This window comes from Paenibacillus sp. G34 (genome assembly GCF_056856875.1).
Map to the genome: position 1 here is coordinate 3,961,664 of NZ_CM166469.1, position 21,433 is coordinate 3,983,096.

A 21,433-nucleotide genomic window follows, 5' to 3' on the forward strand; every position below is an offset into this window, starting at 1 on the left:
CTCTTGTCATAGAAACTGTGAACATCCTATGAACAATTATAGCGAATTTCGTCACAAATCTGCGGCGGTTTTATGAAAATTATGTGTCCTCACATTACCTTTTTTTCATTTTTTTGGCGGGTTCGGATTTTGCGAGGGTAATCAGATTGTTGACTTCCTCTTTGGTCAAATTACGAGTCAGTCCTCGTTTCAGATTTTGCAGCAAAATTCCACCGAACGAAATCCGTTTCAGACGTGTAACGGGATGATTGATCGCCTCGAACATACGTCTTACCTGACGGTTTCGTCCCTCATAAATCGTGATGGAGATCACGGACTCTTTGCCAGCCGTATCCACATCCTTGTACTCAACCTCTGCTGGAGCAGTCATACCGTCTTCAAGCATAATTCCATTTTTGAGTTTTTCCAGTTCTGTACCATGCGGTACACCTTTAACCGTAGCCAGATACGTTTTAGGCACGTGATGCTTTGGATGGGTCAGCAGATGCGCAAATTCGCCATCATTGGTTAGAATAAGCAGACCTTCTGTGTCATAATCGAGACGCCCTACCGGATAAACACGTTCCTTAACACCCTTTAAATAATCGGATACAATTTTCCGACCTTCCGGGTCTGATGCGCTAGTAATGACCCCTTTGGGTTTGTTCAGCATCAAATACACTTTTTTCTCACTGCGGATCGGTTTTCCATTTACCGTAATCATATCCTCTTCGGGGTTCGCTTTCGTACCCAGTTCGGTTACGACCTCCCCGTTAACTTCTACTTTGCCGGACAGGATCAATTCCTCGCTCTTACGGCGGGATGCAATACCTGCCTGTGCGATAATTTTTTGTAATCTTTCCATGTTTGTCATGTCACCTCACACTAATGATACCCATCCAACCAGGAAATCACAAGGATTATCCAATGTTTTTGTGAACAGTCGAGCATTATCGTTAATTTATGTGTTGAATAATAGATGTTTTTATCGTTTGAATGCAAAAAAAAGCTTACCCTCGCCACGTCCGATTACGTTCAGACCACGCTTAGATAAACTCTCTTTATTATTAACGACTCTCGTATCTCAATGTGAATAAAATTAGTTTGAAACTTTGCCTGCAACCACAATTGGCTTTTTCGCCGGCACCGCGGCTTCTTTCACAAACGTCTGCAATGTCTTTGAAGTAATGAAATAGGTTCGTCCGCCATATACAAATGTCATCATGCCGATGACTTGGTTATTCTGATCAAGTATTGGTCCACCTGAATTGCCTTGAGCCATCGCTTTAACGATGTTCCCTATACCTGCTTTACCCGGTACATCCGCAGCCAAAGAACTGAACACCCGACTCTTCGTTATCGTGTTATAGGTCGAAGGCAAATCATCATCCAAAATCACAAGATCTCCGGACGGATTTTTAGGAAATCCGATGGTGTATACGACCTGATTGTCACGGGCATCAGCAAACTTTACCGGCTCAGCGTTGATCGGTTTGTCCAGCTTCAACAAAGCCATATCCGTTACCGGATCGGTTTTGACAATCTTAGCTTTAACTGCCTGATTGAGTGCTCCCGGGCTAGCTACCGTTAAAGTTCCTTTATCCCCACCAGACAGCTCAGCGAATTCCTGTACAACATGGTAATTGGTTAGCACTTCGTCTTTGGATATCAGAATTGAAGTGCCTACATCATAATAAACCATATCCGGCTCTTCTGCTTTAACCAGGCGTACATTCACTACCGGAAAAGAATCGGCCATAACCGCCATTTGCGCACGCAATGATTTGTCAAAGTATCCGTTAAAATGTATCGTCTGTTCAGCCTGAGCACCCGCTAACCCTGTTGAACCTACAAGCATCGTCATGGCGAGCATACTTGTCAAACCGTAACGGAGTATTCGTTTCCAACTCTTATGCATGTCTCACTCTCCTCCGTTATTATTCTAGCATAACTAGTATATCGGAAGGAAAGGAGCAATAGTTTAACCAAAAACGATCAAACAAATGGCAAGCGCAGCTATAAATCCAACTACGTCAGAAAACAATCCCACTTTGAGTGCATACCGCCCATTCCGTATACCGACTGCTCCGAAATATACAGTTAGCACATATAATGTCGTGTCCGTACTACCTTGAATGGTAGATGCCATCCGGCCAATCATAGAATCAGGGCCGTACGTTTTTATCAGATCCGTTGTAAAAGCTAGCGAGCCTGTCCCGGTTAAAGGACGTAGTATGCCTAATGGAAGTACTTCTCCAGGCACGCCCATCCAAGACACAAGTGGAGTGAAAAATTGAATCACAAAATCCAGTGCACCCGAGGCACGAAAAACGCTAATGGCAACCATCATTCCTACCAGATGTGGAATGATGCTGATTGCAGTCGAGAAGCCATCCTTGGCCCCATCAACAAAGGATTCGTAGACCGGGACCTTTTTGGTAAACGCATATAATGGAACAAACGCGATAATAACCGGAATGGCCCAGACCGAAATCCAGTTAATGAAGGTTAACAAGGCTGCTCATCCTTTCATACCAGGATTACCGCTTTGGGATATACCCGGCGATCTGCGGAGGGTTCTGTTTCGATACCAGCGATCTGCCATAATGGCAGCAAGCGTAGCAATAATAGTAGCCATCAACGTTGTGCCTACAATCTCGGTAGCATTCGCTGAATGATAGTTCAACCTGATTGCAATCAGCGTTGTTGGAATAATCGTAATACTGGCGGTGTTCAGCGCCAGCAGTGTACACATGGCTGGCGAAGCGGTTTGCTTGTCTGGATTTAGCTCCTGCAACTGCTGCATAGCCTTGATCCCCATCGGGGTAGCCGCATTTCCAAGGCCGAGCAAATTAGCGCTCATATTGGATAGTATGTAACCCATGGCTGGGTGGTTTTTCGGTACATCGGGAAACAGAAATCCTACAACGGGTCCAAGCAGCTTTGCTATTCGCCCAAGGAGACCAGCATCTTCTGCCATTTTCATCATCCCCATCCAGAATACAAGCACACTGATCAGACCGAAACATACGGTCACACCGGTTGCAGCACCATCAAATGCTGCCTGAGTAACCACTTCAATTTTCCCGTTCACTGCTGCAAAAGCAAATCCGATCAAGATCATCATCAACCAGATCAGATTAATCACTGAAATCACCCCTCCTCTTAACAGCCACACAGTTATGCTTCTACTCTTATCAAGGCGATAACAGTCGGCCTAATACTGCTTTCCACGCTGAAAGCCATGTCGTGATCTCCCCAATGCCACCAAGTGTAACATCTTCGACTTTTGGCTCTGGCGGAATATAGCTGCCTTTGAAATACACAGGTATGGAGCCGATTGATTCACCTTTCAGCTGCATATCAATTCGTCCTGCCAGTCCAAACGAAGGGTCTGCTGTTTGTTCTTTCTCTCCAACATTGGTCTGTGCACGTTTATCGAACAAAATCAATTTTTTGTTTATATTTTCTTCTTCACCTTTGGCGAGCGGGTATTTAAACCCACGCCCGGTTACGAGTTCCATGTTCTGCACAGGCTGTTCCTGCTTTGCGATCTCCACTAGCGGAAAATGTTCAAAACCAAAATCCAGCATTTTCGCATGGTCGTTCCAATCATCACCATCGTTAAGTGTCACCGCTGCCAGTTGTTGTCCATTCCGTGTTGCCGAGCTGACCAGACAGCGGAATGCTTTTTTGGTGTATCCGGTTTTAACGCCGTCTGCACCTTCGTACAATCGAAGCATTTTGTTTTTGTTGTGCCAGGAGTATTCCCAGCTTTCATTCGGATTAGGTGCGGATTTGTTCTCTGTTGCCACGATGCGTTTAAACACCGGGTTATGGAGCGCATAAGCGGTTAACTTCGCCAGATCATTCGCTGTGGAGTAATGACCCTCGGCGTCCAGACCATGCGGGTTCAAAAAATGGGAACGTGTCAATCCGATTTGCTCGGCCTTTTTGTTCATAAGCAAAACAAAACCTTCCTCTGAGCCGCCCACATGTTCGGCAATCGCCGAGGCTGCATCATTTCCTGAGCGCAACATGAGACCGTATAACATATTTTCAAGTGTCATTTCCTCGCCCAGCTTAAGGTACAGCGAGGATCCTTCCTTGGCAAAAGCAGAAGGGTTTACCTTGACTTTCGCATCTAACTTCCCTTCTTCAATCGCAACGATAGCAGTCATAATCTTAGTCAAACTCGCGATGCGCAGCTCCTTGTCTCCATCTTTGCTATACAGAATTCGACCTGATGTCACATCAATGAGCGCTGCACTTTGAGCATGGTTAGAGGGCCCAGTAATCGTCGCCTGAACAGACGGTGCACCCATGGTTGAGAACAGCAGCACAGGCATAAGCATACCTACAATAGCCTTCATTAATTTTCGCATCCACATTCCTCCGGGTCACTTGGAATCTTGTACTATCCTATGTTCGGACAACCTGGAGTATGTCCCGCACAGGTAAAAACAGCAAAAATCCCTCTTGCACCATAGTGCTTGAGGGATCGGGGAGATAACCTTGTGGCTTAGCTATACGTCGTATGATCCGTTGTCACTCGAACGTCATGTTCCGTTGTTCCATGATTACGGTGACGGAACATTTCCTGGATGCGATCAAGTACATAAGGTGTTGAATCGATCAATTTTTCGAACAAGTGCGTCGAATTATCCAATGGTACGATGTGTACACCTTGTTTGCCAACAACAAGAAAAGCGATCGGACGAATGGATACACCGCCGCCACTACCGCCGCCAAACGGAGATGCGACCTTCGCGGAATGAGCATGTTCCGTTGTGCTTGATGTACCACTTCCTTTTGCATCACTTACGTTGAAATCACTTCCGCCTGCCGCGAACCCAAATCCGACTTTACTGATCGGCAGAATAACCGTACCATCTGGTGTCTCTACAGCATCGCCAACGATTGTATTGACATCCACCATGGCCTTGATATTTTCCATTGCAGTTTCCATTAAGCCTTGAATTGGATGATCTGACATGTGTATTCCCTCCAGTTTCAATATAAGCTATATCCGTTGACTGAAATAATTAACCTAAATACGCTTGTGTCAATGTAACGGTCAACTTGTATAGGTTTTTGATCTAACCATATCATCCCCAAGTTTCGGGGAGTTATGTAATCCATGTAGGGAACCCATCGTATATGATCGAAATTTCAATTACACATTTAATTCATCAATCATGCCCTTGTTAAGTTCCGGATTTTCTAGCTTCTTTATCGACAATCCGCCTATGTTTCTTCTTTTCTTTAAATTTGCGGCGTTGCTGCTGAAGGAGTTTGAACCACATTTTCCAGCCCCCCTCAACCTGCAGGACACGAGTGAGAAGTCTTAGCCCTGCAACAACAATGGCCATCATACGAATGCGCAATCTGAAATCAAGTTCTGTTCGGAATTCCATCTCATCCGACCACACAGGAAGAACTTCAAGGTCAGGTACCGTTTTGAATCTCATCTGATATGTCAAGAAACCAACAATCATGGACTTGATACTCCACAACCAGCCTGACAGCATTGCTGTATATGCAGCATCACCCACGCCAACCGCAGTAGACCAAAACAGATTGGTTATATGCACACGTCTGAGCGTCTGTCTGACCCAAATTTTCAAAGCCTCCGTTGCTCGAAGCATCACTTTGACTTCTTTTGCCCAGTTTTTAACTTTTCGTTTGTTCACCTGCTGACTGCCCAACACTTCCCCTCGGGAATGGTTCATGGACTGTTCTGTCTTAAGCAGGAAGCCTTCTTTCATATTTCGGAAAACAATGCTCGGAATCTCGTAATTCATCCGCACGAAGCCATACAGCAACCGAACATTGATATTTGCATAGTCATCGCTCTTATGTTTACGAAATACAACATGTACATGAACATTTGAGATGAGGACTGCGGCAATCAGCAATGCGATGAACAAACCGATTCCTCCAAGCCAGATCCACACAGGCCTTACCTCCAAGCCCTCAATTCTTTTCATGTCTAGTATGGCATTTCTTACTGGAAAAAATTCACCATTCTATTCAATCTCCCCAATTTTTGCCGAATATTTTGATAAAACACAAAGAGACAAAGCAGATTATCTCCACTTTGTCTCTGAATTTTCTTGCCGATCACCTAGAATCAAGATGAACTTGAAGAGTCATCGTCTGGATACGGCGTTATATCTTCTTCGGGAAATGCTGTTTCTTCTTCAAAATCAAATACATTCTGCACGTCTGCATCCACGACATCTGTATGGTTTATATCCAACTTATCGAATAACAACTGGGTTTCTTCCTCCAAATTTTCCGAGTCTTCAAACAAACCAGGTTCGGGAAGATCTTTAATCGAGGCAAGTCCAAAATAATCGAGAAATGATTTCGTCGTTCCGTACAAAATTGGGCGCCCTATCGCTTCCGCTCTTCCCACTTCCACAATCAAATCCTTATTCACCAGAGTGTGGATAGCTCGTTCCGATTTCACACCGCGAATCTCCTCAATCTCCACCCGTGTAATGGGCTGACGATAAGCTACAATCGCCAATGTTTCAAGCGCCGCTTGTGACAAAGACGTACGTGCAGGGGAGTAGGCCAACTTCTCAAAATACGCCGCATGTTCCGGCAATGTTCCGAGTTGTACGACACCTGCAATCTTCAGAATTTGTACGCCTCTCCCCTGACGGGCAAATTCACCAATCATATCCTCAATCGCATCCGCAACTAATTCTACGCGCTGATCTACGATCTCGGCGATTTGTTTTACACTTAAGCCTTCTTCTCCGGACAAAAACAAAAGGCCCTCAATAATCGACTTCAATTTCGGAAAATCCATGATTCGTTGTTTCCCCTCTCCACTCCATAACGATATCCTCAAACAACCGCTCCTGATAACAAACAATCTGCTTCATCTTCATAAGCTCCAGCACCGCTAGAAACGTCACCACGATCTCATGTCGATAGATCTGATCATCCATCAACTTGGAGAACAGTAATCGGCCTCCAGGCCCCAACTGTTGAAGCGAACCGATGACTTCACGTATGCGATCCTTGACGGAAATCTCATCCCGTTTGATCCGTGTGACCGTTGTGCGCTTCTCAGCCTTGCGCAGCGCCTTCTGAAACGCCGCAATGAGATCAGAAGTATGCAGTCCTTGTACCGGATTCGATTGCTCTTCAGCAGGCATATAGGGGCGCAGATCCTCGGGTTCTTTGGAAAAAATAAGGCTTCGCTCCCATTCCCGTTCATGGAGATGCCGCGCAATTCCTTTATATTTGCGATATTCGATAAGACGTGCAATCAGTTCAGCACGTGGATCATAATCTTCATCTTCCATATAATCATAATCCTCGAAATCCTCGATTACCGGTGGTTTGGGCAGTAAAAGTTTGCTCTTGATGGACAGCAGCGTAGCTGCCATCACCAGAAATTCACTTGTAATATCCAGTTCCAGCTCCTGCATGGAATGCAGATACGCCATGTATTGATCGGTAATATCGCTGATGGGAATATCCTGGATGTCGATCTCAGCCTTATCAATCAGGTGCAACAACAGATCCAAAGGCCCTTCAAAAGTCTCCAGTTTGTATGTAACTACCGTCACTAGACGAATCCTCCCGCCAGAAAAATAAAAACCCTGCTAGCCGTTCGAAGCCGGTCTCCCGATTTCGTCTGCGCAAAGCAGGGCACTACTATTAAATAAGCACTATTTTAGCTGTTTCGTCAAGTTCGCCATTTCAATTGCAGCTGTAGCCGCATCCCAGCCTTTGTTGCCTGCCTTTGTTCCGGCACGTTCAATCGCCTGTTCGATGTTCTCCGTGGTAACCAGTCCGAAGATGGTAGGTACACCTGTTTTCAGGTTAATCGCTGCTACCCCTTTCGCCATCTCGTTGCAGACATAATCATAATGTGTTGTTGATCCACGGATAACCGTTCCTAAAGTGATGACTGCATCATACTTGCCGCTTTCGGCCATTTTCTGTGCAATAAGCGGGATTTCGAAAGCTCCTGGCACCCAGGCTACATCCACTTCATTGTCCTGCACGCCGTGACGTTTGAATGCATCCAGCGCTCCACTAAGCAACTTGCTCGTAATGAACTCATTAAACCGTCCAACGACCACGCCATATTTTAAACCTTCCGATACTAAATGTCCTTCAAAATAATTAGGCATTATCGTCATCTCCCTGTCGATATATGATGTTTTAGCTTCTACTGCTTACCGTGTAAATCCCAATATTTATATCAGAAAACCAGCATGTTCGGTTAATTACTGTTCGTTCTGTTCAATATCATCAAACTTGAGCATATGCCCCAGTTTAGCTTGCTTGGTGTGAAGATAAGCGGTATTATCCACATTCTCCTTCATCTGAATCGGCACACGTTCTACCACTTCCAGACCATATCCTTCCAAACCTTTGATCTTACGTGGATTATTCGTTAACAACCGAATTTGACGAACGCCGAGATCCTTCAAGATCTGAGCCCCGATACCATAATCACGCAGATCAGCAGCAAAACCAAGCTTCAGATTGGCATCTACGGTGTCGAGACCTTCCTCTTGCAACTTGTAAGCCTTAAGTTTGTTGATCAGACCAATCCCGCGACCTTCCTGTCTCATATAGAGCAGTATGCCGTTCCCCTCATCATGAATCTGTTTCAGTGCCGCATCAAACTGCGGACCACAGTCGCAGCGGTGAGAGTGGAATACGTCGCCCGTCAAACATTCGGAGTGTACACGGACCAATACAGGTTTGGAGCCGTCAATCTCGCCTTTGACCAATGCGACATGTTCTTTATGATCCACAGCATTGGTATACGCCACCGCTTGAAATTCTCCAAAATCGGTTGGCATGCGTACAGACACTTCACGCTGAACCAGCTGCTCCTTCTCATTCCGGTAACGAATCATGTCCTGAATACTGATTAGCTTCAGATCATGCTTACGTGCAATCTCCTGCAAGTCTGGAAGTCTGGCCATCGTGCCATCTTCCTTGATTACCTCACAGATGACACCTGCAGGGTAAGAGCCGCACATGATTGCAAGATCTACTGCGGCTTCCGTGTGTCCGGCACGACGCAGCACACCGCCATCTTTAGCAATCAGCGGGAACATATGGCCCGGCTTGCGGAAATCACTGCTTTTCGCGTTCGGGTCAATCAAACCTTTAACGGTGATTGAACGCTCATGCGCCGAAATGCCTGTCGTAGTATCCATGTGATCCACAGAGACCGTGAATGCCGTCCCGTGAAAATCCGTATTTTGCTGAACCATCGGTTTAAGGTTCAATTCGTCTGCTCGATGCTGTGTAATCGGAACACAGACTAAGCCTCTACCTTCGGTAATCATGAAATTGATAACTTCCGGGGTCGCCTTTTCCGCCAAAGCAATAAAATCGCCTTCATTCTCCCGGTCCTCATCATCCACCACAATGACGGGTTTCCCCCGCATCAAATCATATATAGCTGCTTCGATTGAGTCCAGAATGGATGGCTCGGATTGTTCTGACATCGGCTGCACCTCCTGTTTCCGGTTTATTTTGATGAATACATTTTTTTTGCGCAAATAAAATAAGGATTATTCAAATCCATCTTTATGTTGTATAGATCGATCGAGCTTTAGGCAAATCCGTGATTCGAGAGAAACTCTTCGCTAATACTACGCGGCTTGTCTTTACTCTTTCCTGGATTACCTTTGCCGTACTGCAACAGATGATCTACATATTTACCCAAAATATCACACTCAATGTTGACTTTATCTCCCGTTTTTTTCATGTTAAGCACCGTTTCCCCAATCGTATGAGGAATAATGGAAACCGTGAAGGAACTTTGGGTCGTTTGCACCACAGTCAGGCTAATTCCATCCAGAGTTACCGAACCTTTCGGAATCAAAAATTGGAAAAGTTCATGGTCATCCGGCCTGATTTCAAATACAACCGCATTCTGATCCCGCGTGATGCTACCAATGACTCCAGTTCCATCGACGTGCCCCTGCACAATATGCCCGCCAAATCGTCCACCGGACAACATGGCTCGTTCCAGATTAACCTTGCTTCCAGATTGGAGTTGACTCAGATTCGTATGACGGTACGTTTCAGGCATGACGTCTGCCGTAAAACCTCCGCCTTCAAGCGTAGTAGCTGTCAGACAAACCCCGTTAACTGCGACGCTGTCTCCAATCTTAAGATCATCCATAATGACAGAAGCTCCGATGTTCAGAACCAAGGCTTCGCCTTTACGGCCAATGCGCCGGATCTGACCTACTTCTTCCACCAAACCCGTAAACATACTGCCGCCTCCTAATCTAAAACTGTGTACATATTTTGATGTCGCACGCATCCTTGCGAGTCCAAATCAATGTGATGCATTACTCTGGCTTATTCTGGCCAAACCGGAATGCCGCCAATACTGATATTATCCCCAACTTGCTCAATTTCCAGCTGATGCAATTGGATCGCCTGACTCATGCGCTCTACGCCTTCAAAACGGAAGCTTCCAGGTGTATCATATCCACCTACAATCTTCGGAGCGATAAACATAAGCAACCGATCTACGAGCCGTGCTTCTAGCATCGCACCATTCAGTGTGCCGCCGCCTTCCAGCAAAATGGAGCCAATATCACGCTCTCCCAGTTTGCTCAGCCCGTGCAGCAAATCTACGCGCGGCCCCGGGCCGCAGCGGATTACCTCAACACCGTAAGCTTCAAGGCGCTCTGCCGCTTCCTGGCTAGCCTCATCGGTAGTAAGCACCCACGTTGGCGCAAGGCCATCCTTGACCATTTTGGAGCCTACAGGCAGACGCAGCTTGGAATCCACTACGATCCGTACCGGACTAATCCCTTCTACTTGCAAACGGGTAGTCAGCTCTGGATTGTCGGCGATAACCGTATCCACACCAACCATAATACCTTGATGACGATGGCGAAGCGCATGTACAATTTCACGTGCCGGTTCGTTGGAGATCCATTTGCTGTCTCCGCTGCGAGTAGCAATTTTGCCATCCAGTGTAGATGCTGTTTTGAGGGTAACGAAAGGCAGCCCTGTTGTAATAAATTTAATAAACTTTTCATTCATACGTCTTCCGCGTTCGCGCAAAACACCCACTTCAACCTCGATACCTTGTTTACGAAGCATACTGATACCTGTGCCAGATACCTGTGGATTCGGGTCTTCACAACAGACGACCACCCGTTTGACCTTCTCATGAATCAAACGTTCGCTGCAGGGCGGAGTTTTACCGTAATGACTGCAAGGTTCAAGCGTTACGTAGACGGTACTGCCCTCCGCATCGCTTCCAGCCATGTTAAGTGCATGCACTTCCGCATGCCCGGTACCTCTCTTCAGATGGCTTCCGAGACCAACAACTCGTCCATCCTTAACTACGACACATCCCACGACAGGATTAATTCCAGTCTGTCCTTGTGACCGTTCTGCCATATCCAGTGCTAACGCCATATAAAATTCATCATTGATCATTTCCATATATTGTTCACCCCACGGTTATAATCTTGAACTAAAAAATCCCCACCGAACAATCCGTTCCGGTGGGGATGATGAGAGACTACTGTCATCTACAGGAGTGAATGGTGTACAACCATAACGACACTTCACCAAATCCGCATAACAGGCAAGTGAAAACAAACACATACCTTGTTGAATACAACATATTAGGTAAAGAGCTCTTTTGTTACGGTATTATGTACAGAAAAACTCATTAAAAATAAGCTTTCCCTACACAACATCAAATCAGATGATAAATGCTGTGTAACATCACTCCTGCGGAGTGCAGCCTGCTTGGCATACACCCACTCCTTCTCCCATCCAGACTATACTGTCGGTTCTGGAATCACACCAGATCAGCCATCTGCCGTAGGCAGACAGGTCACGGACTTTGCCATGTCGTATGGTAAACTTAATTCCTCGACATATGCATCACCGCCGGTAGGGAATTACACCCTGCCCTGAAGGATCGCTTTCGTTATTAATTGGATGTTAGCACTTTAATGTCAAAAAATCAATTTATTTTTGTTTCTTTTTGTCACATACTAACTTTTAATAAGCATTATATTAGAAAATCCGCATCTCTCATGAGACACGGATTTCAATCAACCACGGAAAAAATAAAGTCTAGAGGTCAGGAAAACACCAGCTTGCCATGTGCCTCAAATCCTTTGCAGCGTGGAACGGAACACTCCCAGGTTTCGGCTGGGAAGCAGCAGGGGCTGCCATATCCCTGGCGACTCTTCTTACCCAGCTCGTGGAGTCGATTCCGCTTGCTGAACATAGCCAGCGTTCATCTGGCCTCGGACGAACGGTTAAAATAAGTTCTTCTTTTCCTGGCATTTCAGGGAATACACCCTCCAAATATTCGACGATAGCACGTTTGTCCTTCACTTCATGACAGTAGACGGTCACCCAAGCGCCACTAAGTACTTTCACCGCATATACGTCTCCTGGCTGCACCTCACCTATGCCGGCATCTGGAGATTTTTTCGGTACCTTGGCTTTGGAACCCACACCTCGTCTGCTTTCGAATGCACCAATAACGGTCTCACTCGACTGTGGATTCGGTTCAGGCTTGTCTCCTAGCGCCACATCACTGCAATCGAACCCATCGAAAATTCGGGACAGATTGTCCTCGTTAATTCCGACAGATGAATCCCACCATGCCAAAGGAGCCTGGACCTCAACTCGGGTGTTAGGTCTCTTGTCGCGTTCGGCATAAGATGTGAAGGCTGTAATCATTCCTGGCTGTTCTGGCGTGTCCAAAATGCCGACCAGTGCCAGCGTTTCAAGTAGATCACGATATACATATATCTTTTTCGAAGGCAGCAGTTGTTCTTTTTTGAGCGCATCTGCTGCCTTGCTGTAACGCGTTTTGGGAGGCAGGTTGCGCAATACCGTCAATACGGCGCGCAGCGTCCAGCGATCATATTCATTCGGAACCGGAGGTTCCTGGGAAGAGACTATCTCCTTCATAGCGAGAACATGTCCAAAAATATCACCGTCCAGCGGTGTACCGTTTGTCATCCGCCAGTACCATTGCAGCGATGTATCTACACCGTCTTTCACGTCCAAACCGCAGATCTGGCACTTATGACTGGAAGGATACGGCTTATATTCATGATCTGGCATGCAGGCTGCAATTAGTTTACCTGTAAGAAGCGAACGCCAGATCATCGGAGCCGACCATAACGAAGCCACAAAAGCCTGAGCTGCGTCCTGAAGTGTCCAACGCTCAGCCAATGCTCTCAGTTCACTGATGGTCTCCTCATGCTGGGGTTTCACAAACCGATTGGGTTCATGTCCAGCTGCCTCTAAAACCTGCAACTGCTCAGTCGTTACATCCTCAGGCATAGTATGTCTAGAAGCACGCAACTCCTCGTCCCAAATCGTACTTCCACTATAAATGTGCTGAAGTAATTTAAGCTGCTGTACAACCTCCAAAGTTAACAACATCCTTTCAAATTTTCATGAAAGTAACTAAGTACAGTACTCTCCATTGTGCTGTCAAACCTCATGTATTCGGTTCCTTCAGTCTGTACTTAGCCAGAATAACCCAGGATCTCTTCGCCCGCCAGTTCCTTTAAGCTTAATTTTGACAAGACGATCTAAGACAATCTTGCAAAAAGGCAGCAAAATGCACAAAACCCCTGGTACTTCCGTAATAGGAACGTACCAAGGGTCATAAAGGTGTTTACTCTGTTGCAGATCGAATTAAACTTCTACGACTTCAACAGTTTCCATTTTGTCACGGCCTTCGAATGCATCAACAAACTCCATACCTTTGCTTACTTTACCAAACACAGTATGTTGTCCGTCCAAATGTGGCTGTGGTTGGTAGCAGATGTAGAACTGGCTTCCGCCTGTGTTGCGGCCAGCATGTGCCATCGCGAGTGTTCCACGCTCGTGTTTGTTCGGGTTGATCTCACAGTTGATTGTGTAACCAGGACCGCCAGTACCGGAACCACTAGGGCATCCGCCTTGAGCTACGAAGCCCGGGATCACGCGGTGGAACACGAGTCCGTTATAAAAACCGGAGTTTGCCAATTTTTCAAAGTTTGCTACGGTATTTGGAGCTTCTTGATCGAACAGATCAATCAGAACTTCTCCGCCGTTTGCCAATTTAATTTTCGCTTGTTTCGCCATATGTAAATGACTCCTTTCAATATAGAGCAAAGTAATTGTGACGCAATACCAAACTCGTGGTCAAGCATTACAGCACTTTTCTTAGTGTACACCGAAAAGAACCGAATCGCAAAAGAAAGAGCCGTTTTTTTTGATTTTCTGCTCTCGATGCACAGACAAAAGTATCTAAATCAAAGTCATATGCTCAGCAAAGGACGGAAAGGGTAATCCCGTTCCGTCCTCTTCTATGCTATAGAACTTGTGCTATAGGAACATGATTATTCCTATTCAGTGTATCAATTTGATGAATTAACGTGTAACTGCCTGTTTGCCAATACGTGCTGGAACGAGGTCATTTTGAATAATGTCCTGATACGACTCGCGGCGTACGACCACATCACCTTGACCGTCTTTGACGAATACAACTGCCGGACGACGAATCCGGTTATAGTTACTCGCCATGGAATAGTTATACGCGCCTGTGCAGGCTACGGCAAGCAAGTCACCGCTTTCCACCTTCGGCAAGTCCAGATCCCAGATCAGCATGTCACCGCTCTCGCAGCATTTACCCGCTACGGATACGGTTTCTGTTGCTGCTTCGTTAGCACGATTCGCCAGCACAGCTTCATACTTGGATTCGTACAGCGCAGGACGCGGGTTATCGGTCATACCACCGTCTACTGCAACATATTTACGCACGCCTGGAATGTCTTTGCTCGTACCCACCGTATAGAGCGTTGTACCCGCTTCACCTACGATGCTACGGCCCGGCTCAACCCAGATTTCAGGCACAGCGTAACCGATTTGAGCAAAATGATTTTTGACAGCATCCGTAATCGCCTTCACGTACTGTGCGACCTCAAGCGGTGTATCCCCGTCGATATAACGGATTCCGAACCCGCCACCGAGGTTTACGACTTTGAAGGCCACATTCAAACGCTCATACACACTCGCCGCAAATTCAGCAACACGTTGAACAGCCATCTGGAACCCTTCAACCTCAAAAATTTGAGAACCGATGTGAGAATGCACACCGAGTAGTACCAGGTTAGGCTGTTTGGATGCCAGTTCAATCGCTTCGAATGCTGTACCGTTACCGATATCAAAACCGAACTTAGAGTCCGTTTGCCCTGTTGAAATATATTCATGTGTATGCGCCTCAACACCTGGCGTTACACGCAGAAGGACATTCACATTGCGCTTTTTGTCTGCTGCTACAGCTTGAAGCAGGTGCAGCTCATTAAAGTTATCTACCACGAAACAGCCGATCTCTGCATCAAGCGCCATTTCGATTTCTTCCAGCGTTTTGTTATTGCCGTGGAAATGAATACGATCTGCCGGGAAACCTGCTTGCAAAGCGGTAAACAACTCTCCATCAGATACAACATCCAGAGAAAGACCTTCTTCTGCTGCCAGGGCACACATCGCCATGACACAGAATGCTTTACTCGCATACGCAACCTGGAAGCCCAGACCGGAAGCGCGGAATGCTTCCATGTACTCTCTGCAGCGCTCTCGAACCAATTGCTCGTCCACAACATAGAGCGGTGTTCCAAATTGCTCTTTCATATCTGTAACGTCTACTCCACCAATCTCCAGGTGACCTTGCTCATTTATTCTACTTGTACCGTGTAAATACATCGTCTGCATTCCTCACTTTTTGTATACTGGAACATTTACTATTCCATTGATTTTACACCAGTATATCAAATTAAGCCGGGAGATGAATGGATTTTTCGGAACATCATTTGTGTTTTTTGCTTTTTCGCAACTCACCGTCGGGATCATCTGACATCTTGGTGTTGTCACGTGTTTTGTTGAACGATGGACGTTTCTTGCTGACAAGCAATGGAACTCTGAATAAGAAGTTGCCAAATGCCTTTGCATTAAACGGTATAAATGGCCAAAGATACGATGAGTTGTATGAACGGTGAATGGTTAACGCTACAATCAGCAACGTTGTTCCAACGACCAGACCCGGCACCTTGAATATCGCAACTGCAACCAGTAGCAATAATCTGACCAATCTGTTCGCCAGTCCTAACTCGTAACTTGGTGTAGCAAACATTCCGATCGCCGCAATAGCCATGTAGAGCACGACCTCATTGACAAAATACCCCGTTTTTACCGCGATATCTCCGACCAATATAGCCGCAATCAGACCCATGGCTGAAGCCAGAGGCGTCGGGGTATGAACTGCAGCCATCCGTAATAAGTCTACACCCAGCTCGATGAGCAGAAACTGAATAATAATCGGCAGTTTCACGCTTTCCTGTGGGCCGATGAAATCCAAACCGACAGGTTTCAGCGAAGGCTCGATGACCATCAGCATCCATAGTGGCAACAGAAACAGAGAGATCAGGATGCCTGCAAAACGCACCCAGCGCAAATAGGTTCCCATAAGAGCAGTCTGCCTGTTCTCCTCCGCATGTTCGCATAGATCAAAAAAGGTCGTCGGCAAGATCATTACGCTGGGGGAAGTATCTACAAAAATAACGACTCGTCCTTCCAGCAAGTGAGAAGCTGTAACGTCAGGACGTTCCGAATAACGAACCAGGGGGAATGGATTCCATCCTTTATTAATAATTGCTTCCTCCAACTGTTTATCAGCTGCCGGAATGCCGTCGATATCGATACGCAGTATTTTTTCACGAACCGAATCGACCTGCACCTTATCCACAATATCGTCAATGTACACCACACATACATCGGTTTGTGTTCTTCGCCCAACCTGCATGATCTCAAACTTCAGCCCAGGATCACGTATTCTGCGGCGCACCAGCGTCACATTCGTAAGCAGTGTTTCTGTAAAACCATCTCGCGAACCACGAACGACACGTTCAAGCGAAGGCTCCTCGGGGGAGCGAACCGGATAACTCCGAGTATCCATAATGAGAACAGATCGGTCGCCCTCAACAAAAAAGGCACTCATTCCAGTCAGTACTTTACTGATGACGGCACTCATCTTTTCTACTCGTTCTACCTGGATATGAGGAATGTAACATTCAAAATAAGATTTAAGCGCGTGATCGGATATTTGATCTGGTGAGAGGTACGTTAATCGTTTTAACACTTCAAGCAAAATCTCGTCTTTGGCAAAACCACTCAACATCAGTAGCCCTACATGTTTGCCGCCAAGCACCATCTCCCTCAGCGTAACATCAAAAGACTCGCCAAGACCGAGCACTTGCTTCAATGTGTTTTTGTTATCACTCATGCGCGGAGAGATGTCGTCATTGTGTTGCCAATAGTGCACGGATTCCTCGATACTGTCAGACATCTCGTTTTGCTTTTTCTTCTGATATTCCCTCTTCTCTTCTTCCTTTTGGATTTCATAAGCAGACTTATGCATCAAATCTTCCGTAGTGCTATCTTCTTGTTCATGACCCGCTTGATTGTTATGTTCGTCCATGTCCATCCTCCTTAAACCTGTCATGCTGCTTTACCGCTGATAAACGAAAAAGTCAAACAATGAACCTGTCATTTTTCCCAGAATCATCGCGAGTAACAGTCCAAACAAGTACGACCTCATGCCCAGCCTTTTCGCCAGAACAGGAAGTACATTCAACACTTCCGTTAGCGCTGCTGCAAGCAGGCCAACAAACACACCACAGAACAGTCCGACAATGGGACTGAGCAGCATAACGCCATGCATTTTCCAATGCCAGAAATCGGCTACCGTGCCCAGCAGAGAACCCCCGATGAGAGCCCCCTCGTACCAATGTGTTTTATCATAGGACTGCGTCACTTGAGCCAGTCTGGGAATCATATCGAGGACAAGGATAAGAGCAATAACACCACTTCCCACAGCGATTCCCCCCGCAATGCCAAGCACAATACTGATCGCTCCGTTAAGCACGCTCATCGTTGTTCATCTCCCGCTGATTCTGCTTATGCATACGTTCCGTCTCTTCAATGACGACAAATTGGTCAACATTTTGCTGGTACAGAAACATCTCCACTTCGAGCGGTGTAGGCTCTTCATTCCATTTCTTCTTAAACAGATGGTTAAAAAACACAGCCATGCCGAAGCCGATTCCGAGGGAATACGCAAGCTGAAACAAGTACGGATGCTCGTCCCGTTGTCCTGTCAGCATCTCCACAATGCGAATCTGCACTTCCTGCATATTCACATCTGCGTGAAAATTCATAATGGTCAGAGCTGAACCAAAAAACAGCAACAGCCATACCAGAATAAACAGTGATTTAGAGGCCTGACCTTTACCTGCCATCACTTCGACTAATGTATGTCCCGGCCCCATTAACTCCACGTTGACGTCAGGCAATAGTTGCCGAATTCGGGGAATAATCTGCAGGATGTCAATAAGGATCAGGTTACCATCCTCCGGTCCGGGCCGTAGCAGTTCCATCTCCAGCAACCTGTCCTCCTGATCATCGGATGAGGCCAGTACGTGGGCAATATCCCTCAGTTGGACCGCTCGCCCCCTCTGGATGCGAATTCGGCTGCGCATGCGAACGTAGACCGTTGGAGTGGGGGTCTCGGACATCCAAAGCACTCCTTTACTGCGTAATTTAGGTTAGTATTTGAAGATTGTGCAAATTTATTACATTTAAGTTGGAAAGAGTGTGGAGGGGGCGCTGGACGCTACGGGATGGATCGGTATCGGGCGCTGGTTATCCCCGGATTTCTGATTTTCTCCTTTATAAGGAGGAAATCCCGTGATAAACGCGCTCGCTTCGCTCCTTTTACCGATTCCATCCCTCCGCTGGCTTGCCTCCCTCTCTTTTCCAAACCAAATGAAAGAAACTTGCGGGTGCGGGCAGGGGGAAAAGGCTGAATGCTGGTGCATGGAAGGAGAAAGACATGTGGGTGTCGTTAGGCGTACTGAGAGAAAAAAACGTGGAAGGCGCTGGACGCTACGGGATGGATCGGTATCGGGCGCTGGTTATCCCCGGATTTCTGATTTTCTCCTTTTCAAGGAGGAAATCCCGTGATAAACGCGCTCGCTTCGCTCCTTTTACCGATTCCATCCCTCCGCTGGCTTGCCTCCCTCTCTTTTCCAAACCAAATGAAAGAAACTTGCAGGCCGGGGCAGGGGGAAGGACTGAAAGCCGGGTGCGCTCAAGTGAAAAACACGTGGGCACTAGGCGCTTTGGGAAGAAGAAAAAAAACGTAGAAGACGCTGGGCGCCCTAGATGGGATTGGCATAGAAAGAAATTAAAAAGGCAAGCCGATATCATTCAGCTCGCCCTAGTTAAGTATGCTTGGCCAGGATCATACTTGTTTGATTCATTAGGAGATGCTCCTGTCTGACAATTCATAACCCTAACCATTAACTACGTATCTCATTATCCTCATCTTAGCTTCCCTTCTGCTCTTCCCTTCGATACTGTAAAGGCGTTATTTTCATCATTTTTCGGAACTGTTCGATGAAGTAGCTGGTACTGTTGAACCCAACCTCATACGCGATTTCGGTGACACTGCGCTGTGAGAAACGCAAAAGCTCTGTACTTTTTCGGATACGATAATCCAGCACATATTGCATGGGGGTTGTACGCAGTATGTGCTTAAAGTTTCGGCAGGTCTCTGCACGGCTTAACTGACCTGCCTTTGCTATATCCTCCAGCCTGAGCGGCTCGGCGTAGTTTTGATGAATCCACATCAGCATATGCTTCATACGTTTGCTACGGATCATCTCTGTTTCGTTATGTTCGAGTGAGTAACCATTCATAATTAACCTTTTCCAGATCTCCAGCACAACTCCTGCAATGTTCAGTTCATAATATGGAGCCTGCTCTTCAATTTCTTGTCTCACAACAGCGATATTCTGAAGAAGCTGCTCTCCCCAGGAGTCTGATTTTTCGATCATAAGATATGGCAAATTCGTTGCTGTTACATACGGGTGCACGTATTTCATGTAAAGTTCGGCAGGGGCCAGTGATTGCGGGGACACATTCAAACAGAGATACATGCTCGGATCGCCCGTACTCCAATCCTCTGCCATATGCATCATGCCGCTGTTAATGAATACCCCATTTCCTTCTGTAACCGCTACTTGCTGTTCATTAATATGAAATAATACTTCACCTTGAATCACAGCTACAAACTGCAATTCATCATGCCAGTGCAAAGGAATATACCCTTGTACATGCTTAGATATAGTTGTCTTGTAACAAGCGATAGACAGATCATCTGTACGATGTTCTGTCATTTCCTTTAGCTGTTGATCGATGTCAAATTTTATTTTTCTCATCGTTTCCATCTCAATATTTTTATATTTTTTTTGTGTAATCTTGATATTAATTAAATCAATTCCGTCTTACTATATCACTATTCTTATATTTAAGGCGAGGCGAATAAACATGAAATCAATAGTGTCAACACCCAAGTTCAAAGGTATACTTCTGGTTTTGACAGGAGCTGCCTGCTGGGGTGTCGGAGGAACGGTGGCTCAAAATCTATTTCAAATGCACCATATCAATGTTAATTGGTATGTAACCGTGCGATTGTTAAGTGCCGGTATCCTTCTTCTTTTACTGCAATTATTTACACGTAGCCGTTCTCAGATTGTTGAAGTTTGGAAATCGAAACAAACAGCCCTGCCCTTTATTATCTTTGGCTTGGTCGGCATGTTGGCTGTACAATACACTTACATGGCTTCCATTGATCACGGCAATGCGGCTGTCGCCACACTTTTGCAATATCTTTCTCCTGTCATGATCATGGTATACATGGTGTTGCGTAAACACTCCCTGCTTACAGCCAAACATATAATCTGCGCTGTTCTGGCGCTTGTGGGATGCTTCCTTTTGTTAACAAATGGCTCTCTGAATCAGTTATCCGTCTCGCAGCCAGCGGTGATCTGGGGATTGTTGTCGGCTGTATCTGCCGCATTTTATACATTGTATGCGGTCAGACTGCTTAACAAGTTTGATTCTCTCGTGGTTGTTGGCTGGGCCATGGTAATTGGAGGAGTGGCTATGAGCTTTGTTCATGCGCCATGGAAGATCCACCTTACACTGCTGACACCAGAGACCTATAGTTATTTGTTGTTTTCCATATTGATTGGCACACTTCTCGCGTTCTGGTTCTACATTGCCAGCCTGAAATACCTCACGCCTCAGGAGACCAGCTTGTTAGGGAGCGCCGAACCTTTGGCAGCAGTTGGTACTACAGTTCTTTGGCTGAATGAACCCTTCGGTATCTATCAATGGTTAGGTACTGGCTGTATTATCCTTTTAATTGTCATTTTACAGTTCAAACGTTCGTCCTCCGTGTCCACACAAAATATTAAAACGACAAATAACCCCATCGCTAAATAACGCGAATTGAGGTTGTTAGTTGTCGTATTGTGATGAATGTACACCCATACCAATG

21 protein-coding genes and 1 riboswitch are annotated in these 21,433 nt (G+C 46.2%); of the genes, 1 reads left to right on the top strand and 20 read right to left on the bottom strand.

Annotation, left to right across the window (positions count from 1 at the left end):
- Positions 1 to 94: 94 nt before the first annotated feature.
- From AC1VYS_RS17885 to AC1VYS_RS17980, 20 genes are all read right to left on the bottom strand, one after another.
- Positions 95 to 844: a pseudouridine synthase gene (locus AC1VYS_RS17885; RefSeq protein WP_482910831.1), complete on the bottom strand. Its 750-nt coding sequence runs from the start codon at positions 842 to 844 to the stop codon at positions 95 to 97.
- 234 nt (positions 845 to 1,078) lie between these two features.
- Positions 1,079 to 1,897, bottom strand: a complete 819-nt coding sequence (locus tag AC1VYS_RS17890) for a S1 family peptidase (protein WP_482910832.1) — start codon at positions 1,895 to 1,897, stop codon at positions 1,079 to 1,081.
- A 63-nt stretch (positions 1,898 to 1,960) separates the two neighbouring features.
- The gene (locus tag AC1VYS_RS17895; RefSeq protein WP_090922318.1) at positions 1,961 to 2,494 is read right to left on the bottom strand and encodes a spore maturation protein; all 534 of its coding nucleotides are present in this window, start codon (positions 2,492 to 2,494) and stop codon (positions 1,961 to 1,963) included.
- A 6-nt stretch (positions 2,495 to 2,500) separates the two neighbouring features.
- The gene (locus AC1VYS_RS17900; RefSeq protein WP_482910833.1) at positions 2,501 to 3,127 is read right to left on the bottom strand and encodes a nucleoside recognition domain-containing protein; all 627 of its coding nucleotides are present in this window, start codon (positions 3,125 to 3,127) and stop codon (positions 2,501 to 2,503) included.
- Positions 3,128 to 3,176: 49 nt separating this feature from the next.
- A complete protein-coding gene (locus AC1VYS_RS17905) occupies positions 3,177 to 4,364 on the bottom strand; it encodes a D-alanyl-D-alanine carboxypeptidase family protein (RefSeq protein WP_482910834.1) in 1,188 nt (395 codons plus the stop codon).
- Positions 4,365 to 4,501: 137 nt separating this feature from the next.
- Positions 4,502 to 4,975, bottom strand: a complete 474-nt coding sequence (ytfJ, locus tag AC1VYS_RS17910) for a GerW family sporulation protein (protein WP_441922341.1) — start codon at positions 4,973 to 4,975, stop codon at positions 4,502 to 4,504.
- Between the two features lie 211 nt (positions 4,976 to 5,186).
- Positions 5,187 to 5,969 carry a DUF2953 domain-containing protein gene (locus tag AC1VYS_RS17915; protein ID WP_482934393.1) on the bottom strand — a complete coding sequence of 261 codons (783 nt, stop codon included), beginning with the start codon at positions 5,967 to 5,969 and terminating at the stop codon, positions 5,187 to 5,189.
- A 143-nt stretch (positions 5,970 to 6,112) separates the two neighbouring features.
- Positions 6,113 to 6,802 (bottom strand): SMC-Scp complex subunit ScpB, encoded by a 690-nt coding sequence (gene scpB / locus AC1VYS_RS17920; protein ID WP_482910836.1) that lies wholly within the window; start codon positions 6,800 to 6,802, stop codon positions 6,113 to 6,115.
- Complete coding sequence (locus tag AC1VYS_RS17925; RefSeq protein WP_482910837.1) at positions 6,771 to 7,571, bottom strand: segregation and condensation protein A; 801 nt, start codon at positions 7,569 to 7,571, stop codon at positions 6,771 to 6,773. Before AC1VYS_RS17925 ends, scpB begins: the two co-directional genes overlap by 32 nt.
- Positions 7,572 to 7,673: 102 nt before the next feature.
- The gene (gene ribH / locus AC1VYS_RS17930) at positions 7,674 to 8,141 is read right to left on the bottom strand and encodes a 6,7-dimethyl-8-ribityllumazine synthase (RefSeq protein WP_090922403.1); all 468 of its coding nucleotides are present in this window, start codon (positions 8,139 to 8,141) and stop codon (positions 7,674 to 7,676) included.
- 96 nt (positions 8,142 to 8,237) lie between these two features.
- Positions 8,238 to 9,479, bottom strand: a complete 1,242-nt coding sequence (locus tag AC1VYS_RS17935) for a bifunctional 3,4-dihydroxy-2-butanone-4-phosphate synthase/GTP cyclohydrolase II (protein ID WP_482910838.1) — start codon at positions 9,477 to 9,479, stop codon at positions 8,238 to 8,240.
- Positions 9,480 to 9,586: 107 nt separating this feature from the next.
- Entirely contained in the window at positions 9,587 to 10,255 is a 669-nt protein-coding gene (gene ribE / locus AC1VYS_RS17940) for a riboflavin synthase (RefSeq protein ID WP_482910839.1), read from the bottom strand.
- Positions 10,256 to 10,344: 89 nt separating this feature from the next.
- Entirely contained in the window at positions 10,345 to 11,448 is a 1,104-nt protein-coding gene (ribD, locus tag AC1VYS_RS17945) for a bifunctional diaminohydroxyphosphoribosylaminopyrimidine deaminase/5-amino-6-(5-phosphoribosylamino)uracil reductase RibD (RefSeq protein WP_482910840.1), read from the bottom strand.
- Positions 11,449 to 11,771: 323 nt separating this feature from the next.
- Positions 11,772 to 11,939: riboswitch (FMN riboswitch) on the bottom strand.
- Between the two features lie 154 nt (positions 11,940 to 12,093).
- Positions 12,094 to 13,413: a hypothetical protein gene (locus tag AC1VYS_RS17950; protein WP_482910841.1), complete on the bottom strand. Its 1,320-nt coding sequence runs from the start codon at positions 13,411 to 13,413 to the stop codon at positions 12,094 to 12,096.
- Positions 13,414 to 13,683: 270 nt separating this feature from the next.
- A complete protein-coding gene (locus tag AC1VYS_RS17955; RefSeq protein ID WP_090922413.1) occupies positions 13,684 to 14,115 on the bottom strand; it encodes a peptidylprolyl isomerase in 432 nt (143 codons plus the stop codon).
- A 288-nt stretch (positions 14,116 to 14,403) separates the two neighbouring features.
- Positions 14,404 to 15,735: a diaminopimelate decarboxylase gene (lysA, locus tag AC1VYS_RS17960; RefSeq protein ID WP_482910842.1), complete on the bottom strand. Its 1,332-nt coding sequence runs from the start codon at positions 15,733 to 15,735 to the stop codon at positions 14,404 to 14,406.
- A 103-nt stretch (positions 15,736 to 15,838) separates the two neighbouring features.
- Positions 15,839 to 17,446, bottom strand: coding sequence for a spore germination protein (locus tag AC1VYS_RS17965; RefSeq protein WP_482915043.1), 1,608 nt, complete (start codon positions 17,444 to 17,446; stop codon positions 15,839 to 15,841).
- A 90-nt stretch (positions 17,447 to 17,536) separates the two neighbouring features.
- A complete protein-coding gene (locus AC1VYS_RS17970; protein WP_482910843.1) occupies positions 17,537 to 17,959 on the bottom strand; it encodes a stage V sporulation protein AB in 423 nt (140 codons plus the stop codon).
- A complete protein-coding gene (locus AC1VYS_RS17975) occupies positions 17,946 to 18,602 on the bottom strand; it encodes a stage V sporulation protein AA (protein WP_482910844.1) in 657 nt (218 codons plus the stop codon). The genes AC1VYS_RS17970 and AC1VYS_RS17975 overlap by 14 nt, the downstream gene beginning before the upstream one ends.
- An 813-nt stretch (positions 18,603 to 19,415) precedes the next feature.
- Positions 19,416 to 20,309: an AraC family transcriptional regulator gene (locus tag AC1VYS_RS17980; protein ID WP_482910845.1), complete on the bottom strand. Its 894-nt coding sequence runs from the start codon at positions 20,307 to 20,309 to the stop codon at positions 19,416 to 19,418.
- Between the two features lie 109 nt (positions 20,310 to 20,418).
- Here AC1VYS_RS17980 and AC1VYS_RS17985 point away from each other — a divergent pair, with 109 nt between their 5' ends.
- Positions 20,419 to 21,378, top strand: coding sequence for a DMT family transporter (locus AC1VYS_RS17985; protein WP_482910846.1), 960 nt, complete (start codon positions 20,419 to 20,421; stop codon positions 21,376 to 21,378).
- The last annotated feature ends 55 nt before the right edge of the window (positions 21,379 to 21,433 follow it).

Excerpts from the sequence above, each read along its gene's own strand:
- AC1VYS_RS17885 (WP_482910831.1), bottom strand. The coding sequence starts at position 844 with ATGGAAAGATTACAAAAAATTATCGCACAGGCAGGTATTGCATCCCGC.
- AC1VYS_RS17890 (WP_482910832.1), bottom strand. The coding sequence starts at position 1,897 with ATGCATAAGAGTTGGAAACGAATACTCCGTTACGGTTTGACAAGTATG.
- AC1VYS_RS17905 (WP_482910834.1), bottom strand. The coding sequence starts at position 4,364 with ATGCGAAAATTAATGAAGGCTATTGTAGGTATGCTTATGCCTGTGCTG.
- ytfJ (WP_441922341.1), bottom strand. The coding sequence starts at position 4,975 with ATGTCAGATCATCCAATTCAAGGCTTAATGGAAACTGCAATGGAAAAT.
- AC1VYS_RS17915 (WP_482934393.1), bottom strand. The coding sequence starts at position 5,969 with ATGAAAAGAATTGAGGGCTTGGAGGTAAGGCCTGTGTGGATCTGGCTT.
- scpB (WP_482910836.1), bottom strand. The coding sequence starts at position 6,802 with ATGGATTTTCCGAAATTGAAGTCGATTATTGAGGGCCTTTTGTTTTTG.
- ribH (WP_090922403.1), bottom strand. The coding sequence starts at position 8,141 with ATGCCTAATTATTTTGAAGGACATTTAGTATCGGAAGGTTTAAAATAT.
- AC1VYS_RS17935 (WP_482910838.1), bottom strand. The coding sequence starts at position 9,479 with ATGTCAGAACAATCCGAGCCATCCATTCTGGACTCAATCGAAGCAGCT.
- ribE (WP_482910839.1), bottom strand. The coding sequence starts at position 10,255 with ATGTTTACGGGTTTGGTGGAAGAAGTAGGTCAGATCCGGCGCATTGGC.
- ribD (WP_482910840.1), bottom strand. The coding sequence starts at position 11,448 with ATGGAAATGATCAATGATGAATTTTATATGGCGTTAGCACTGGATATG.
- AC1VYS_RS17955 (WP_090922413.1), bottom strand. The coding sequence starts at position 14,115 with ATGGCGAAACAAGCGAAAATTAAATTGGCAAACGGCGGAGAAGTTCTG.
- lysA (WP_482910842.1), bottom strand. The coding sequence starts at position 15,735 with ATGTATTTACACGGTACAAGTAGAATAAATGAGCAAGGTCACCTGGAG.
- AC1VYS_RS17965 (WP_482915043.1), bottom strand. The coding sequence starts at position 17,446 with ATGCATAAGTCTGCTTATGAAATCCAAAAGGAAGAAGAGAAGAGGGAA.
- AC1VYS_RS17970 (WP_482910843.1), bottom strand. The coding sequence starts at position 17,959 with ATGAGCGTGCTTAACGGAGCGATCAGTATTGTGCTTGGCATTGCGGGG.
- AC1VYS_RS17975 (WP_482910844.1), bottom strand. The coding sequence starts at position 18,602 with ATGTCCGAGACCCCCACTCCAACGGTCTACGTTCGCATGCGCAGCCGA.
- AC1VYS_RS17980 (WP_482910845.1), bottom strand. The coding sequence starts at position 20,309 with ATGAGAAAAATAAAATTTGACATCGATCAACAGCTAAAGGAAATGACA.
- AC1VYS_RS17985 (WP_482910846.1), top strand. The coding sequence starts at position 20,419 with ATGAAATCAATAGTGTCAACACCCAAGTTCAAAGGTATACTTCTGGTT.